Here is a 16109-nt window from a genome sequence, read left to right on the forward strand (position 1 = left end):
CCGGTCCGGACCGGCGATTCCCATGACGTCTCTCAGTGCAGCTCGGGCTTGGTGTCGCGGGCGATGAACGAGTTCATCATGTCGAGCGCGGTCATCTTGCCGTCGACGACGGCGTCGACGGCCTCGGCGATCGGGGCGTCCACGCCGGTGCGCCGGGCCAGCTCGAGCAGCGACTTGCAGGACTTGGCACCCTCGGCGACCTGACGCGTCGTGGCGTAGATGTCGGCGGTGGTCATGCCCTGGCCGAGGCGCTCGCCGAAGGTGCGGTTGCGCGAGAGCGGCGAGGAACACGTGGCGACCAGGTCGCCGAGGCCGGCGAGCCCCATGAGGGTCAGCGGGTTGGCGCCCTGGGCGGTGGCGAGGCGGGCGGTCTCGGCGAGACCGCGGGTGATCACCGACGCGGTCGTGTTGTCGCCGAAGCCCAGGCCGACCGCCATCCCGACGGCGAGACCCACGACGTTCTTGTAGGCGCCGCCGATCTCGCACCCGAGGACGTCGACGGAGGTGTAGGGACGCCACGACGGGCCGTGGGTGAGGGCCTGGAGGTGCTTGGCCCGGTCCTCGTCGACGCAGGCGACGACCGAGGCGGCGGGCTCGCGGCGGGCGATCTCGCGCGCCAGGTTGGGGCCGCTGATGACCGCGATCCGGTCGCCCGGCCCGTCGGTGACCTCCTGGATGACCTCGCTCATCCGCATCAGGGAGCCGAGCTCGACGCCCTTCATCAGCGAGACCAGGGTGGCCTGCTCCGGCAGGACCGGGGCCCACTCCGTGAGGTTCTCGCGGAGGCTCTGGGACGGCACGGCCAGCACGACGACGTCGGCGTGGGCGGCGACCTTCTCGGGGTCGGTCGACGCCGTGATCGACGGCGCCAGCTCGACGCCCGGCAGGTAGTCGGTGTTCTCGCGGCGATCGTTGATCGCCTCCACGACCTCCTCGCGCCGCGCCCAGAGGGCCACGTCGTTGCCGGCGTCGGCCAGCACGAGCGAGAAGGCGGTGCCCCACGACCCGGCACCGAACACTGCGATCTTCGTCATCGGGTGCGCTTCCTGTTCGTGCGGTGGCCCCGGACGGGTGCCTCGTCGCGGGGGTTGCCGATCTCGCGTACGCCGCTGGCGCGCGGGTCGAAGCGCTGCTCCGGGGCGTCCTCGCCACGGATGTCGGCGACGAGGGCGGTGATCGCGGCCATGATGCGCTCGGTCGCGGCGGCGATGGTCTCCGCCGACTGCGGCCGCGCGAGGAGGTCGTCGAGCGGGACGGGGTCGCCGGCCTTCATCACGATGGTCTTGCGCGGCACGAGGTGCGGCCGCTTGGTGTAGGGCGGGAGCACGTCCTGGGCACCCCACTGCCCGACCGGGATCACGGGACAGCCGGTCGCCAGCGCGATCCGCGCCGCCCCGGTCTTGCCCTTCATCGGCCACAGGTCGGGGTCGCGGGTCAGCGTGCCCTCGGGGTAGACGATGAGGCACTCGCCGTCGCTGATCGCCTGCACCGCGGCGTCGTAGGCGCCGATCGCGTTGCGGCTGAGCCGCTCGACGGGGATCTGGCCGGCAGCGGTGAGGAAGGCGCCGAGGTACTTGTTGGTGAACAGCCCGGACTTCGCGAGGTAGCGCGGCAGCCGGCCGTGGTCGTAGACGAAGTGCGCCGAGAGCAGCGGGTCGACGTGCGAGAGGTGGTTGATCGCCACGATGCAACCGCCCGTGGCCGGGATCTTCTCGCCGTCGATCCAGGTCCGCGAGGTGGCGGTGAGCAGGGTCGGCTTGAGGATCGACGCGGCGACGGTCATCGCCCAGCCACGCTTCCGCTCCAGCTTCCTGACGCGCACCGTCACCCCTCCCGATCCTGCTGTGCTCGCGGGCCCGGCCCGGATGCTCCTGTGTGTCGCGAGCAGGCTATCCGGTCGGCGCGGCGCAGGGACCACACCGGCACGCTGGACCCGGGTGGCAGGATCTCCGGGTGTCCGTCGTCGCCCCCACCGACCGCTACGTGGTCGTCGTGCCCGTCAAGCCGCCCGCCCACGGCAAGTCCCGGCTGACCGGGCTCGGCGACGACGAACGCCGTGCCCTCGCCGAGGCGTTCGCGCTCGACACCGTGCAGGCCGCCGCCGCGACGCCGGGCGTGGACGCGGTGCTCGTCGTGACCGACGACCACCGCCTCGCCGCGGCCGTGCGCACGCTTGGCTGCGCGGTGATCCCCGACGGCGTCAGCGACGACCTCAACGCCACCCTCGTGCAGGCCGCCGCGGAGGTGACGCGCCGCTGGCCGGGCGCCGTTCCGGTGGCCCTGTGCGCCGACCTGCCGGGACTTCGGCCCGTGGAGCTCGCGGGGGTGCTCGCCGAGGTGCGCGAGCAGGTCGCGGCCGGCCGCAGCGCCTTCGTGCGCGACCGCTCCGGTGCGGGCACCACGTTGTACGCCGCCGCTGCCGGGCGGTTCGACCCGGCGTTCGGGCCCTCGTCCGCGTCACGGCACGAGCAGGCCGGCGCGGTGGAGGTCGGCTCCCGCGCGACCAGCGTGCGCACCGACGTCGACGACGCGGACGACCTGGAGACCGTGCTGCTGGCCGGCGTCGGCCCGCACACGACGCGGGCATGCGACGGGCGGGCCACCCGCTCGGGGTGACCCGCCCGTGTCGGCGCGGCAGCAGGGCTGCGGCGTCAGGACTTCTTCGCGGTGCTCTTCTTGGCCGTGGTCTTCTTGGTGGTGGTCTTCTTGGCCGGTGCCTTCTTGGCCGTCGAGGAGCTGGTGGACGTGCTCGCGGTCGACTTCGTGGCCGTCTTCTTCGCAGGCGCCTTGGAGGCGGTGGTCTTGGACGCGGTCTTGGACGCGGTCTTGGCGGTGGAGCTGCCGGCCTTCTTGGCGGTCGACTTCTTGGCGGTCGTGGTCTTGGACGCCGTGGACTTGGCGGTGCTGGACTTCTTGGCCGCGGTGGACTTCGAGGTCGTGGGCTTGGCCGGTGCCGACTTCTTGGTGGCAGCTCCCGTGACGGCTGACGCGGCGGCCCGGACACCGGGCGGCTTGGGCATCGTCGCGGCCGTCAGCCTCGGAAGCTTCTTCGACCCCGAGATGACGTCCTTGAGCTCCTTGCCGGCGGAGAACTTCGGCACGGACTTCTTCTTCGACTTCATCCGCTCGCCGGTCTGCGGGTTGCGGACCCAGCGCGCGTTGCGGACGGCCTTCTCGAAGGAGCCGAAGCCCGTGATCGCGACCTTCTCCCCCTTCGCGACCTCGCGGGTGATGGTGTCGAGCACGGACTCCAGTGCGTGGGCCGCCTGCTTGCGGTTCCCCTCGTAACGCGCGGCGAGCGCGTCGATGAGCTCTGACTTGTTCACTAGCTTCCCTTCCCAATGAACCTCGGACGCCGAGCTCGTGCTCGACCCTCTCTAGCACGCTAGGGACATGGGAGGGTGAGGACAATCACCATCGCCCTTGTTTGCAGGGGTTTTTCAGGCCGTGACGGGCTTCCAGCTCGGTCGCCCCGCCTCGAAGGCGGTGATCTCGGCGTCGTGCGACAGCGTGATGCCGATGTCGTCGAGGCCCTCGAGCAGCCGCCAGCGCGTGTAGTCGTCGATGTCGAAGGAGTCCTCGACGGCGTCCTCGCCGACGCCCGCGCGGATGGTGCGGCTCTCCAGGTCGACGGTGATCTCGCCGCCGGGGTTGTCGTCGAGCCAGTCCCACAGCCGCTGCACGACCTTCTCGTCGACCTGCGCCGCGACCAGCCCGGCCTTGCCGGAGTTGCCGCGGAAGATGTCGGCGAAGCGCGAGGAGATGACGACCTTGAAGCCGTAGTTCTGCAGCGCCCAGACGGCGTGCTCGCGCGAGCTCCCGGTGCCGAAGTCGGGACCGGCGACGAGCACCGACCCCGTGGCGTAGGTGGGGTCGTTGAGCACGAAGTCGGGATCGTTGCGCCACGCCGCGAAGAGTCCGTCCTCGAAGCCGGTGCGCGTGACGCGCTTGAGGTAGACGGCCGGGATGATCTGGTCGGTGTCGACGTTGCTGCGCTTGAGCGGCACGCCGACGCCGGTGTGGGTGGTGAACTTGTCCATGGGTCAGACCTCCTGCAGGTCGGCGACGGGAGCCAGGTCGGCGGGCGAGGAGAGGGTGCCGCGCACGGCGGTGGCCGCGGCGACGGGCACCGAGACGAGGTGCGTACGACCGCCCTTGCCCTGGCGGCCCTCGAAGTTGCGGTTGGACGTCGACGCGCTCCGCTCGCCGGGGGCGAGCTGGTCGGGGTTCATCCCCAGGCACATCGAGCAGCCGGCGCCACGCCACTCGGCGCCCGCGGCGACGAAGACCCGGTCGAGGCCCTCGGCCTCGGCCTGGAGGCGTACGCGCACCGACCCGGGCACCACCAGCATGCGGGTGTCGTCGGCGACCCGGCGGCCGTCGAGGATCGAGGCGGCGAGCCGCAGGTCCTCGATGCGACCGTTGGTGCAGGAGCCCACGAACACCGTGTCGACCTTGACCTCGCGCAGCGGAGTGCCGGCCTCGAGGCCCATGTACTGCAGGGCCTTCTCGGTCGCGACCTTGTCGTTGGGCTCGTCGAAGTCGTCGGGGCTCGGGACGCTCGCGCCCAGGGGCGCACCCTGGCCGGGGTTGGTGCCCCACGTGACGAACGGCGTCATCGTGGACGCGTCGAGCACGATCTCCTTGTCGAAGACGGCGTCGTCGTCGGTGCGCAGCGTCTTCCAGTGCGCGACGGCGGCGTCCCAGTCGGCGCCCTGGGGCGCCTCCGGCTTGCCCTCGATGTAGTCGAAGGTGGTCTGGTCGGGAGCGATGAGGCCGGCCTTGGCCCCCCACTCGATCGACATGTTGCACACCGTCATGCGGCCCTCCATCGAGAGCTCCTCGATGGCCTGGCCGCGGTACTCCACGATGTAGCCCTGGCCGCCGCCGGTGCCGGTGTGCGTGATCAGGGTCAGCACGAGGTCCTTGGCGGTGACCCCCTCGGGCAGGCTGCCGTTGACGGTGACCGCCATGGTCTTGGGCCGCGCCTGGGTGAGGGTCTGCGTGGCGAGGACGTGCTCGACCTCGGAGGTGCCGATGCCGAAGGCGATGGCGCCGAAGGCCCCGTGCGTGGAGGTGTGCGAGTCGCCGCACACGATGGTCATGCCCGGCTGGGTCAGGCCCAGCTGGGGGCCGACGACGTGGACGATGCCCTGCTCGACGTCGCCGAGCGGGTGGAGCCGCACGCCGAACTCGGCGGCGTTCTTGCGCAGCGCCTCGACCTGGGTGCGGCTCACCGGGTCGGCGATCGGCTTGTCCCAGTCGAGGGTGGGGACGTTGTGGTCCTCGGTCGCGAGGGTGAGGTCGGGACGGCGCACCGGGCGATTGGCCAGTCGGAGCCCGTCGAACGCCTGCGGCGAGGTCACCTCGTGGAGCAGGTGGAGGTCGATGTAGAGGAGGTCGGGCTCCCCGGGGGCGCTCCGGACGACGTGCTCGTCCCAGACCTTCTCGGACAGGGTCTTGCCCATGACTCGATCTCCTTCTTTGCGTGCGGTGGAACGACGCTACATCTTGCATCCCACTCCCTGAGATGACAATATCGGCATATGGACAACGGATCTGGCGTCGGCGTTCTCGACAAGGCGGCGCTCGTGCTCGCAGCGCTGGAGGCCGGACCGGCCACCCTCGCCGGCCTGGTCGCCGGCACCGGGCTGGCCCGCCCGACTGCGCACCGCCTCGCGGTGGCCCTGGAGCACCACCGCCTCGTCGCGCGCGACATGCAGGGCCGGTTCGTGCTCGGCCCGCGGCTCGCCGAGCTCTCCGCCGCCGCCGGCGAGGACCGCCTGCTCGCCTCCGCAGGCCCGGTCCTGGCCCGGCTGCGCGACATCACCGGCGAGTCCGCGCAGCTGTGGCGCCGCCAGGGCGAGCACCGCGTGTGCGTGGCCGCTGCCGAGCGCCCCTCCGGACTCCGCGACACCATCCCGGTCGGTTCACAGCTGACCATGAACGCCGGCTCGGCCGCGCAGATCCTGCTCGCCTGGGAGGACCCCGAGCGCATGCACCGCGGCCTGCAGAACGCCGCGTTCTCCGCCACGGCGCTGTCGGGGATCCGCCGGCGCGGGTGGTCGCAGTCGGTGGGCGAGCGCGAGCAGGGCGTCGCCTCGGTGTCGGCCCCGGTCCGCTCCCCCGGCGGCAAGGTGATCGCCGCGGTCTCGGTCTCCGGTCCCCTCGAGCGCCTCTCGCGCCAGCCCGGGCGGATGCACGCGCCCGCCGTCCTCGCCGCGGCCGACCGGCTCTCGGAGTCGTTGCGCCGCGCCGCCGCCGAGTAGCCCCCGGAGCAGCCCCCCCTGGAGTAGCCCCGAGGGCTTCTCAGCACCGCCGACCCTCGGGCAGGGTGGACGCATGACCGAGCTCGTGGACCTCGCCCCCGCTGCCGAGCAGCTCGCCGACGTCGTCGTGGACGTCACCGACGACCAGCTGTCCGCGCCGACTCCCTGCGAGGGCAGGACCGTCGGGCAGCTCCTCCAGCACCTCGTGGGGCTGACGCTCGCCTTCCGCGCGGCCGCCGACAAGGAGGTCGGCCCGCTCACCGACACCAGTCCCGACGAGGCGGGGTGGCCGGACGCCGAGCCCGGCTGGCGCGAGGCGCTCGCCCACCAGCTGCCGGCGCTGGCCGCCGCCTGGCGCGACCCGGCTGCATGGGAGGGCATGACCCGCGCGGGTGGTGTCGACCTGCCCGGCCAGGTGGCCGGCCTCGTCGCCCTCGACGAGATCGTCCTGCACGGCTGGGACCTCGCCAGCGCCACCGGCCAGGGCTTCGACTGCGACGACGCGACGGCCGGGGCGCTCGCGGAGTTCGTGGACGGCTTCGACACCGACGGCACACCGGGCATGTTCGGCCCCGCCGTGACCGTGGGCGCCGACGCGACGCCGTTCGAGCGCGTGCTGGCCGCCTCGGGTCGCGACCCGGGGTGGGCTCCGGCCTGAGCAGGGGCAGGGGTTTCCCGGGAGTCGTGGACGGGCGCCCTCGTGCTCGCTGAGCCAGTCGACGACGGTCGCCGACAGCCAGGCGGCGTGTGACACGTGGACGTCGTGGCCGGCTCCCGCTGCCTCGCGGTAGGCGCCGTGGGTGATGGCGTCGGCCATCTGCCGCACCAGGTCCGGTGGGCAGACCGGGTCGTGTGCCCCGGCGATCAACAGCGTCGGACACGTGATGAGCGACGCCCGCGACAGGCTCACGTCTCCGCCCTCGGCCACGATCCCCGCCAGGGCCTGGGCCCAGCTGGACGTCATGGTCCGCGCGGCCTCCACGCCGTACGCCTCGACCAGGTGGGCGGCGAGCGGTCCCTGCGCGTCGCCCGGGTCGTCCACCGCGCGCGAGCCCCTCGAGCATCTCCCCGGACGCCTCGACCTGACCGGCCGCCGCCATCCGCCTCGGCGCCGGTTGCCCGGAGACCGCCCGTCAGAACAGCGCGTCCTGCTCGAGCTCGAGCAGCTGCTGCTTGCGGAGCAGGCCTCCGGCGTAGCCGGTCAGGGTGCCGTTGGCGCCGATGACCCGGTGGCACGGCACCACGATGGGGATCGGGTTGCGGCCGTTGGCGAGTCCGACGGCACGCGAGGCGGCGTTGGTCATCCCGAGCCGGCCGGCGATCTCGCCGTACGACGCGGTGCGGCCGTAGCCGATCAGCTCGAGCTGCGACCACACGCGCCGCTGGAAGTCGGTGCCGACCGGGGCGAGCGGAAGGTCGAAGTCGGTGAGCTCGCGGTCGAAGTAGGCCGTCAGCTGCCGCACGGCCTCGGCGAGTACCGGGTGCTCGTCGGAGCGCGCGCCCAGCGGCCGGCCGTCGGCCGGCTGGCGGAACGGCGAGAACTCGATCGCCACGATCGACCCGTCGCGCTCGACGACGCGCAGGTCGCCCACGGGCGAGGGCATCACGGTCCACATGTCAGGTCTCCTCGGGTGGGGCGGCGGGTGCGGCGATGGGTGCAGCGGTGGGTGCGGTGGCGGGCATGAGGGTGTTCCAGAGGTGCATCAGGGCGTACGAGCGCCAGGGTCTCCAGCTCTCGGGATCCGGATCGCCGCCGAGGTCGGCCAGCAGCCGGCGCACCGCGAGGTCGGTGGGGAGGAAGACGTCGGGGTGCCCGAGGGCGCGCATCGCCACGTAGTCGGCGGTCCACGGCCCGATGCCGGGCAGCTCGAGCAGCGCCCGTCGTACGTCGTCGCGGTCGGGACCGCGGTCGAGCACGACGCGTCCCTCGGCGAGCGCGGCGGCGAGCCCGACGAGCGCTCGGCCCCGCGCGCGCGGCATCGGCAGCGTCGCGGGGTCGGCCGTCGCGAGGGTCGCGGCGTCGGGGAAGAGGTGGGTCAGGCCCGGCACCTCCGACTCGATGCGGCACCCGTGGGCCTCGACGAGGCGGCCCGCGACCGTGCGGGCGCCGGCGACGCTGACCTGCTGGCCGATGACGGTGCGGATCGCGGTCTCGTCGCCGTCGACCTGCCCGGGGACGCGCAGGCCCGGGGTGGCGCGCACGAGGTGGCCCAGGACGCGATCGGCGCCCAGGTGGCCGTCGACGGCACGCGGGTCGCAGTCGGCGTCGAGCAGGCGGCGTACGCGCTCGCTCGCGGCGGCCGTGTCACGCAGGTCCTCGAGCAGGAACTCGGCGGTGACGAAGCCGGTGCCGCCCGCCGGGAGGTCGGCCAGCTCGAGCCGCACCGTGCCACTGCCGTGCGGCAGGTCGAGGGTGCGCGCGTAGCAGCCGGGTCCGGCGACCTCGACGCCCGGCACCACGTGGTGGGCCAGGAAGTCGAGCAGGCGCTGCCCGGCGAAGGGGGTGCGGACGGGCAGGCGCATGGTCACCGCGCCGGCGCTCGGGGCACGGTGGCGGCGGCCGCGCAGCTGGCTGGGCGAGGCGGCGTAGATCTCACGCAGCGTCTCGTTGAACTGCCGCACGCTGGCGAACCCGGCCGCGAAGGCCACGTCGGTCAGCGGAAGGTCGGTCGTCTCGATGAGCACCCGTGCGCTCTGGGCCCGTCGGGCCCGCGCCAGTGCCAGCGGCCCGGCGCCGAGCTCCTGGGTCAGCAGCCGGCCGAGGTGGCGCGGGGTGTAGCCGACGCGGCGCGCCAGCCCGTCGACGCCCTCGCGGTCGACGAGGCCGTCGGCGATCAGGCGCATCGCCCGGCCGGCGACGTCGGCCGCGACGTCCCACTCGGGGCTGCCGGGCGTCGCGTCGGGCAGGCAGCGCTTGCAGGCGCGGTAGCCTGCCGCATGCGCGCTGGCGGCCGTGGGGTGGAAGGTGACGTTGCCCTCGGCGGGCGTGCGCGCCGGGCACGACGGGCGGCAGTAGATCCCGGTGGTGCGCACTGCGGTGTAGAAGACCCCGTCGAAGCGGCGATCCCTGCTGCGGACCGCGCGGTAGCAGGCCTCGGCGTCAAGGTGCCCGGTCGGTGTCATGGCTCCATCCTGACCCCCGAGCCGTCCCCCCACCAGCGGGAAACGGACACGGGCGTGGGACGCGCAGGCGTGTCTCAGGAGCCCACCGAGCGGTAGCGGCGCTCCGGTCGCCCCGCCCCGCCGTACTGCAGCCGCACCTCCGCCCGACCTCGGGCCACGAAGTGCTCGAGGTAGCGCCGGGCGGAGACCCGGGAGATGCCGACCCGCTCGGCGCACTCCCCCGCGGAGAGCTCGTCAGTGTCGCGGAGCGCCTCCGCCACGACCTCGGCCGTCTCCGGGCTCAGGCCCTTGGGCAGCCTCCCCGGGCCGGGGGACGCGCCGACGGCGGCCGCGCCGAACACCGCGTCGATGTCGTCCTGGGCGGGCGCTCCCGAGCCCGCGAGCGCCAGCAGCGCGGCGCGGAACGACTCGAGCCGCACCCGCAGGTCGTCGTAGTCGAACGGCTTCACCAGGTAGTGGACCGCCCCGCCGGACGCGGCGGCGCGCACCGTGTCGGCCTCCCGGGCCGCCGTGACCACCAGCACGCCGACGTCGTCGCCGCCCGCCCGGAGCCGTCGCAGCACCTCGATGCCGGTCATGTCGGGCAGGTGCACGTCGAGCAGCACCAGGTCGGGGCGCAGACGTGCCACCTCGTCGAGCGCCGCCTGCCCGCTGCTGGCGACCCCGACGACCGTGAAGCCCTCCGTGCGCTCGACGAACTGGGTGTGGATGCGCGCGACCATGAAGTCGTCGTCGACCACCAGCACCGTGACGTCGTGCGTCGTGTCGCTCGGCGGACCGTGCGTGCGCGTGCTCATCCGACCTCCGCTCCCGGCAGCCGCACCGCGAAGACCGCGCCGGTGCCGTCGCCCCCGGCGCGGACCGCGACCGCGCCGCCCCGACGTTCGCAGACGACCTGCACCAGCGCCAGCCCGACCCCCCGTCCCTCGGTGGTGGGTGCCTTCGAGCTCCAGCCGCGGCGGAAGATCCTGCCCACCTCGTCCGGGGGCACGCCGGGCCCGGTGTCGGTCACGGCCAGGTGCACGACGTCGCCGACGAGGCGCAGGTCGACCTCGACCGCCGTGCCGCCGACCGACACCGAGGCGTCGACGGCGTTGTCGACGAGGTTGCCCACGACAGTGCCCACGTCGGTGGACGTCTCGGGGTCGAGGCGGGGCAGGCTGCTGGTCGCCGACACGCGCAGGTCGACCCCGCGCTCGGCCGCCAGGCTGGTCTTGGCGATCAGCAGGGCGGCGACGGCGGGGTCGGCCACGTGCGCGAGCACGGCGTCGGAGATCTCGCGGCGCCGCCGGCTGAGGGTCCCCACGAGCCGTGACACCTCGTCGTACTCGCCGAGCTGCACCAGCCCGGAGATCGTGTGCAGCTGGTTGTGGAACTCGTGGGTCTGGGCGCGCAGCGTGTTGGTGATCGACTCCCGCGCGCTGAGCTCGCTCTGCAGGGCGAGCAGCTCGGTGCGGTCGCGGAGCGTGGTCACCGACGCGACCCGCCTGCCGCCCTCCACGACCGGGTTGCGGTTGACGACCAGCACGCGCTCGCCCAGCACGACCACGTGGTCGCGGATCGCGGCGCCGTCGGCGAGCAGGTCGCGGACGGCGGGGTCGAGGTCGAGGTCGTCGACGGCGCGCCCCTGCACGTCGCCCTCGAGCCCGATGAGCTCGCGGGCGCTGTCACTCACCACGGTGATGGTGCCGTCCTCCCCGACCGCGACGACGCCCTCGCGGATCGAGTGGAGCAGGGCCTCGCGCTGGTCGGCGAGCGCGGCGATCGCCGCCGGCTCGAGCCCGCGCGTGCGGCGGCGCACCAGCCGGGAGAGCAGGAACGAGCCGGCGACGCCCAGGCCGAGCCCGAGACCGGCGACGGCGAGCAGGTCGGGCAGCACGCCGCGTGCCCGTTCGGCCAGGGACGGGTAGGACTGCGCCACCATCGAGATCCCGACGAGGGCACCCCGGTCGTCGATGATCGGCACCTGCGCCGCGATGGCCCGATCGCCGAAGTCGTCGACGTCGCCGGTCCACGTCCGCAGCTGCTGGACGGTGCTGCCGCCGAGGTCGACCTGCCGGCCCCGGCCGGCGAAGTCGCTGCTGACGAGCACGACCCCGTCCGGGTCGGCGAGGTAGACGCCCCCGGCCTGGTAGTTGTTGCGCACCCGCTGGGTGTACGACGTCAGCGACGCTCGACGGCGTTCGACCAGGCCCTGCACGAACGGGTCACGCACCGCCGCGATGTTGGCCATCGACTCGGCGGCGGCCCGCATCCGGGCGCCTCGGGTGTCGCGGAAGTCGGCGTCGCTCTGCTGCACCGACACCACGCTCGCCACGGCGACCACGACGAGCAGCACCGTCAGCTGGAGCACCAGGACCTGGCCGGCGAGCGTCGCCGGCCGCCAGCGCGACCACAAGTTCCACAACCTCCATTGCTTTGCCAATCGTGACGTCCGCCACAGGAGTCTTGCACCATCGGGGGGTCGGCACGATCGAGCGAGGGAGACCACATGCTGCGCCAACGGACCAGGCGGGTCGCGGCCACGGCGACGGCACTCGCCACCGTCGTGCTGCTCGCGACGGGCTGTGGGGTCACCCGGGGCGACGCGAGCGACGACATGACGATGCTCATCCCCAACAGCCCGGGCGGCGGCTACGACCAGACCGGGCGCGCTGCCGTGGCCGTGATGGAGAACGGCGACATCACCGGCGGCTCGTTCGAGGTGACCAACGTGATCGGGGCCGGAGGGTCGGTGGCGATGACCCGGCTGATGAACGCCGAGGGCGACGAGCGCACGATGATGACCGCCGGCCTCGGCGTGGTGGGCTCCCTCTACTCCTTCGGCGCGCCCTACCGGCTCGACGACGCCACCCCGCTGGCCCAGCTCATCGCGGACCAGGAGGGCGTCCTGGTGCCGGCGGACTCCCCCTTCGAGACCATCGACGACCTGGTGGCGGCCTGGCAGGACGACCCGGGCTCCGTCGTCGTCGGCGGCGGCTCGTCACCGGGCGGACCCGACCACCTGTTCCCGATGCAGCTCGCCGGGGCGGTCGACGTCGACCCGCGCGAGCTGCGCTACGTCGCCTACGACGGCGGCGGCCCGCTGACGAGCGCGCTGCTCGGCAACAAGATCGACGTCGGCTTCTCCGGCGTCGGGGAGTTCGTCGGCCAGCTCTCCTCCGGCGAGCTGCGGCTGCTGGCCGTCTCCGGCGAGGAGCGGCTCGACGGCGAGGGCATCAGCGAGGCACCCACCCTCACCGAGTCCGGCATCGACCTGGTCTTCACCAACTGGCGCGGCGTCTTCGCGCCCCCCGGCATCAGCGAGGAGCGGCGCCAGGACCTGATCGCCGACCTGGAGGCGATGCACGCGACCCCCGAGTGGCAGCGGGCCCTCGAGGAGAACGGCTGGATCGACGAGTTCAAGACCGGCGACGACTTCGCGACGTTCCTCCGGGAGCAGGACGAGCGGGTCGCCACCACCCTCGAGGAGCTGGACCTGCTGTGAGCACATCAGTCGACACCCCCACCCCCGCCGAGGCACCGCGGACCGCACTTGGCCGCGACCGCGACCTCCCCCAGCTCGGCCTCGCGGCGCTGCTCGTCGTGGTCGGTGCCTACACCTTCTACGACGCGACGACCCTGCGGATCGGCTTCGGCGACCCGGTCGGGCCGCGGATCTTCCCCTACGTGATCGGAGCGGTCACCGTGGTGCTCGGCCTCCTGCTGGTCGTGGCGACGCTGCGCGGAGACGTGCCGCAGGCCGAGGGCGGGGAGGACGTCGACCTGCGGCACCCCGCCGACTGGGTCACCGTCCTCAAGCTGGTGGGCGTGCTGCTGTTCACCGCGCTCACCGTCTCCTTCCTCGGCTGGGCCGTCAGCGGTGCGCTGCTCTTCACCGGCGCCGCGTGGTCGCTGGGCAGCCGGACGCTGCTGCGCGACGCCATCGTCGGCACCGTGCTGTCGGTGAGCAGCTGGTACTTCTTCCACGAGGTGCTGGGCGTGATCCTCCCCGCCGGGATCCTGGACGGGGTGCTCTGATGGACAACCTCACCCTCCTGATGGACGGCTTCGGCTCCGTCCTCACCCCGCAGAACCTGCTCTTCGCCGCCATCGGCGTGCTGCTCGGCACGTTCGTGGGCGTGCTGCCCGGCATCGGGCCGGCGATGGCGGTGGCGCTGCTGCTGCCGGTCACCTTCGGCATGGACCCGATCCCCGCGTTCATCATGTTCGCCGGCATCTACTACGGCGGGATGTACGGCGGCTCGACGACGGCCATCCTGCTCAACACGCCCGGTGAGTCGGCGTCGGTGATGACCGCGCTCGAGGGCAACCTGATGGCGAAGGCCGGACGCGCCTCCCAGGCCCTGGCCACCGCCGCGATCGGGTCGTTCATCGCCGGCACCATCGGCACGCTGCTCGTCGTCTTCTTCGCCCCGGCCCTGGCGTCGGTCGCCAACGACATCGGCGCGCCGTCCTACTTCGCCCTGATGGTCCTCACGATGGTGATGGTCACGAGCGTGCTGGGCGGGTCGTGGCTGCGCGGGTTCATCGCCCTGTTCCTCGGCCTCACCATCGGCCTCGTCGGCCTCGACCTCAACACCGGCCAGACCCGGCTGAGCTTCGACCAGCCCCTCCTCGCCGAGCGCATCGACGTGGTGGTGGTCGCGGTCGCGATCTTCGCCCTGGGCGAGGCGTTCTGGGTCGCCGCCCACCTGCGCCGCACGCCCGCGCACGTGATCCCGGTCGGCCAGCCGTGGCTGAGCGGCACCGACCTCAGGCGCTCCTGGGGGCCGTGGATGCGCGGCACGGCCTACGGCTTCCCGTTCGGCGCGCTGCCCGCGGGCGGCGCCGAGATCCCGACCTTCCTGTCCTACATCACCGAGAAGCGACTCGCCGCGCGGCGGGGACGCGACGAGTTCGGCCGCGGTGCCATCGAGGGCGTCGCCGGACCGGAGGCGGCCAACAACGCCTCGGCCGCCGGCACGTTCGTCCCGCTGCTCGCGCTCGGCCTGCCCGTGACGGCGACGTCGGCGGTCATGCTCGCGGCGCTCTCGGGCTACGGCATCGATCCGGGACCGCAGCTGATGACCGAGCAGCCCGAGCTGGTGTGGGCCCTGCTGGCGAGCCTGCTCGTCGGCAACGCCCTGCTGCTCGTGCTCAACCTGCCGCTCGCGCCGGTGTGGGCCAAGCTGCTGCGGATCCCGCGACCGCAGCTCTACGCCGGCATCCTGTTCTTCGCCACGCTGGGGGCCTACGCGGCCAACCTGCAGGCGTTCGACCTGCTCCTGCTGCTGGCGCTCGGCCTGCTCGGGCTGCTGATGCGCCGCTTCGCCCTGCCGGTCCTGCCGTTGATCCTGGGGGTCATCCTCGGGCCGCTGATGGAGTTCCGACTGCGCGAGGCGATGGCGATCTCGGGCGGCGACGTCTCGGCGCTGTGGAGCGAGCCGCTGGCCGTGGTGATCTACGTGATCGTGGTGGTCGTCGTGGTGGCGCCGCTCGTGCTGCGCGCCGTGCGCCCGGCGCGCGTGGCGCTCACCGACGACGGCACTCCACCAGACGACAGCGACGCGGACCGGAGCGAGGAGAAGGTGCGATGACGACCATCGTGGTGGGCTGGACCCCCGACGAGTTCGGCGAGGCGGCGCTGCGCCGCGGCGTCGAGGAGGCGCGGCTGCGCGAGGGGCGGATCGTGGTGGTCAACGCCACCCGCGGCGACGCCCTCGTCGACGAGCGCTATGCCGACGACGACCAGCTGGCCGCGCTGACGACCGAGCTGGGCGGGGCCGGCGTCGAGGTCGAGGTGCGCCGCTCGATGGGCGCCGACGTCGGCGACCAGGTGCTGGCGGTGGCCGAGGACGTCGCGGCCGACCTGGTGGTGATCGGGCTGCGCCGACGCTCCCCCGTCGGCAAGCTGCTGATGGGCAGCGTCGCGCAGCGCATCCTGCTCGGTGCGGACTGCGCCGTGCTGGCGGTGAAGCCTGTCGGCTAGGTGGTGCGGCGGCGGTGCCAGAGGGCGAGCGCGAAGGCGCCGGACAGCAGCACCACACCCGCCGGCACCACGACCCCGCGGAGCGAGCTGCCCGACCCGTCGTCGTCAGTGGGCGGGGATGATCCCGTGCCCTCCTCGCCGGAGGCGGACCCACCGACGTCGAACGTGATCTCGCCGGCCATCTCGTGGCCGTCGGAGGACACCACGTCGTAGGTCAGGGTGTAGGTGCCGTCGGGCCCGGCCCAGAGGTTCTGCCGGACCTCGGGGCCGGTGGCGGTCGGGGCGCCGTTGGTCACGCTCCCGTCCGGACCGGTCACGCTCACCTCGTGGACCTCCGCGACGGGTCCGGTGAAGGTGAGGATGGCCCGCGAGGGCAGGGCTGCGAGCACCCCCGCCTCGGAGGGGTCGGAGAAGAGCAGCTCGTCGTGGGCGGCGGCCGGGGGCGCGGGGGCCCAGGCCAGCAGCGGGGCGAGCGCGGCGAGGACGGCGAGGGCGGTCGTCGCGACCGCGCGGCGCAGCGCGGAGCGGGCGCTCACGGGGCCAGGCCGTCGGGATGCAGCTCGGGCCGCTCGCTCACCAGCGCGGTGGTCGGTGCGAGGCCGTGCGCCACGGCGTACGCACCGACCACCGCGGTGGTGGCCACCGAGCCCCGCGCACCGACGAACCACACGCCGGTCCCGGCCGTCAGGTCGGGCCGGTGGGTCATGTCGTCCTCCTCGGACGCGTCGGGCGGGGGCACGGTGGAC

Annotated in this window: 18 protein-coding genes; 7 read left to right on the forward strand and 11 right to left on the reverse strand. The window is 73.3% G+C overall.

Going from position 1 to position 16109, the window contains the following annotated elements:
• Positions 1-32 precede the first annotated feature (32 nt).
• Complete coding sequence (locus JX575_RS12750; protein ID WP_186340900.1) at positions 33-1034, reverse strand: NAD(P)H-dependent glycerol-3-phosphate dehydrogenase; 1002 nt, start codon at positions 1032-1034, stop codon at positions 33-35.
• On the reverse strand, positions 1031-1828 hold the full coding sequence (locus tag JX575_RS12755; protein WP_241005142.1) for a lysophospholipid acyltransferase family protein: 798 nt from the start codon (positions 1826-1828) through the stop codon (positions 1031-1033). Before JX575_RS12755 ends, JX575_RS12750 begins: the two co-directional genes overlap by 4 nt.
• Positions 1829-1953: 125 nt before the next feature.
• Between JX575_RS12755 and cofC the strand changes: the two genes are divergently transcribed.
• The gene (gene cofC, locus JX575_RS12760; protein ID WP_186340899.1) at positions 1954-2616 is read left to right on the forward strand and encodes a 2-phospho-L-lactate guanylyltransferase; all 663 of its coding nucleotides are present in this window, start codon (positions 1954-1956) and stop codon (positions 2614-2616) included.
• A 35-nt stretch (positions 2617-2651) separates the two neighbouring features.
• Here cofC and JX575_RS12765 read toward each other — a convergent pair whose 3' ends face one another.
• From JX575_RS12765 to leuC, 3 genes are all read right to left on the reverse strand, one after another.
• A complete protein-coding gene (locus JX575_RS12765; protein WP_186340898.1) occupies positions 2652-3326 on the reverse strand; it encodes an HU family DNA-binding protein in 675 nt (224 codons plus the stop codon).
• Positions 3327-3440: 114 nt separating this feature from the next.
• Positions 3441-4040, reverse strand: a complete 600-nt coding sequence (leuD, locus tag JX575_RS12770; RefSeq protein WP_186340897.1) for a 3-isopropylmalate dehydratase small subunit — start codon at positions 4038-4040, stop codon at positions 3441-3443.
• A gap of 3 nt (positions 4041-4043) precedes the next feature.
• A complete protein-coding gene (leuC, locus tag JX575_RS12775) occupies positions 4044-5468 on the reverse strand; it encodes a 3-isopropylmalate dehydratase large subunit (protein WP_186340896.1) in 1425 nt (474 codons plus the stop codon).
• A gap of 78 nt (positions 5469-5546) precedes the next feature.
• On the opposite strand from leuC, the gene JX575_RS12780 reads away from it, so the two are divergent.
• Both JX575_RS12780 and JX575_RS12785 read left to right on the forward strand, forming a co-directional pair.
• A complete protein-coding gene (locus JX575_RS12780; protein WP_186340895.1) occupies positions 5547-6269 on the forward strand; it encodes an IclR family transcriptional regulator in 723 nt (240 codons plus the stop codon).
• Between the two features lie 73 nt (positions 6270-6342).
• Positions 6343-6927, forward strand: coding sequence for a TIGR03086 family metal-binding protein (locus JX575_RS12785; RefSeq protein ID WP_186340894.1), 585 nt, complete (start codon positions 6343-6345; stop codon positions 6925-6927).
• A gap of 475 nt (positions 6928-7402) precedes the next feature.
• Here JX575_RS12785 and JX575_RS12795 read toward each other — a convergent pair whose 3' ends face one another.
• From JX575_RS12795 to JX575_RS12810, 4 genes are all read right to left on the reverse strand, one after another.
• Positions 7403-7885 carry a methylated-DNA--[protein]-cysteine S-methyltransferase gene (locus tag JX575_RS12795; protein WP_186340893.1) on the reverse strand — a complete coding sequence of 161 codons (483 nt, stop codon included), beginning with the start codon at positions 7883-7885 and terminating at the stop codon, positions 7403-7405.
• 1 nt (position 7886) lies between these two features.
• Positions 7887-9392, reverse strand: a complete 1506-nt coding sequence (locus JX575_RS12800) for an AlkA N-terminal domain-containing protein (protein WP_186340892.1) — start codon at positions 9390-9392, stop codon at positions 7887-7889.
• A gap of 74 nt (positions 9393-9466) precedes the next feature.
• Entirely contained in the window at positions 9467-10189 is a 723-nt protein-coding gene (locus JX575_RS12805) for a response regulator (RefSeq protein WP_186340891.1), read from the reverse strand.
• Positions 10186-11790: an ATP-binding protein gene (locus JX575_RS12810; protein ID WP_206054389.1), complete on the reverse strand. Its 1605-nt coding sequence runs from the start codon at positions 11788-11790 to the stop codon at positions 10186-10188. Before JX575_RS12810 ends, JX575_RS12805 begins: the two co-directional genes overlap by 4 nt.
• Positions 11791-11883: 93 nt before the next feature.
• On the opposite strand from JX575_RS12810, the gene JX575_RS12815 reads away from it, so the two are divergent.
• The 4 genes from JX575_RS12815 to JX575_RS12830 are packed head-to-tail and all read left to right on the forward strand — an operon-like array spanning position 11884 to position 15363.
• Positions 11884-12879 carry a tripartite tricarboxylate transporter substrate-binding protein gene (locus tag JX575_RS12815; protein WP_186340889.1) on the forward strand — a complete coding sequence of 332 codons (996 nt, stop codon included), beginning with the start codon at positions 11884-11886 and terminating at the stop codon, positions 12877-12879.
• Positions 12876-13412, forward strand: coding sequence for a tripartite tricarboxylate transporter TctB family protein (locus JX575_RS12820; protein WP_186340888.1), 537 nt, complete (start codon positions 12876-12878; stop codon positions 13410-13412). The genes JX575_RS12815 and JX575_RS12820 overlap by 4 nt, the downstream gene beginning before the upstream one ends.
• Complete coding sequence (locus JX575_RS12825; RefSeq protein WP_186340887.1) at positions 13412-14971, forward strand: tripartite tricarboxylate transporter permease; 1560 nt, start codon at positions 13412-13414, stop codon at positions 14969-14971. Before JX575_RS12820 ends, JX575_RS12825 begins: the two co-directional genes overlap by 1 nt.
• Entirely contained in the window at positions 14968-15363 is a 396-nt protein-coding gene (locus JX575_RS12830; RefSeq protein ID WP_186340886.1) for a universal stress protein, read from the forward strand. The genes JX575_RS12825 and JX575_RS12830 overlap by 4 nt, the downstream gene beginning before the upstream one ends.
• Here JX575_RS12830 and JX575_RS12835 read toward each other — a convergent pair.
• Positions 15360-15899, reverse strand: coding sequence for a copper resistance CopC family protein (locus JX575_RS12835; protein WP_186340885.1), 540 nt, complete (start codon positions 15897-15899; stop codon positions 15360-15362). The genes JX575_RS12830 and JX575_RS12835 overlap by 4 nt on opposite strands.
• Positions 15896-16069, reverse strand: a complete 174-nt coding sequence (locus JX575_RS12840) for a hypothetical protein (protein ID WP_186340884.1) — start codon at positions 16067-16069, stop codon at positions 15896-15898. Before JX575_RS12840 ends, JX575_RS12835 begins: the two co-directional genes overlap by 4 nt.
• Positions 16070-16109 lie beyond the last annotated feature (40 nt).

The organism is Nocardioides sp. zg-1228 (assembly GCF_017086465.1).
Classification (GTDB): domain Bacteria; phylum Actinomycetota; class Actinomycetes; order Propionibacteriales; family Nocardioidaceae; genus Nocardioides.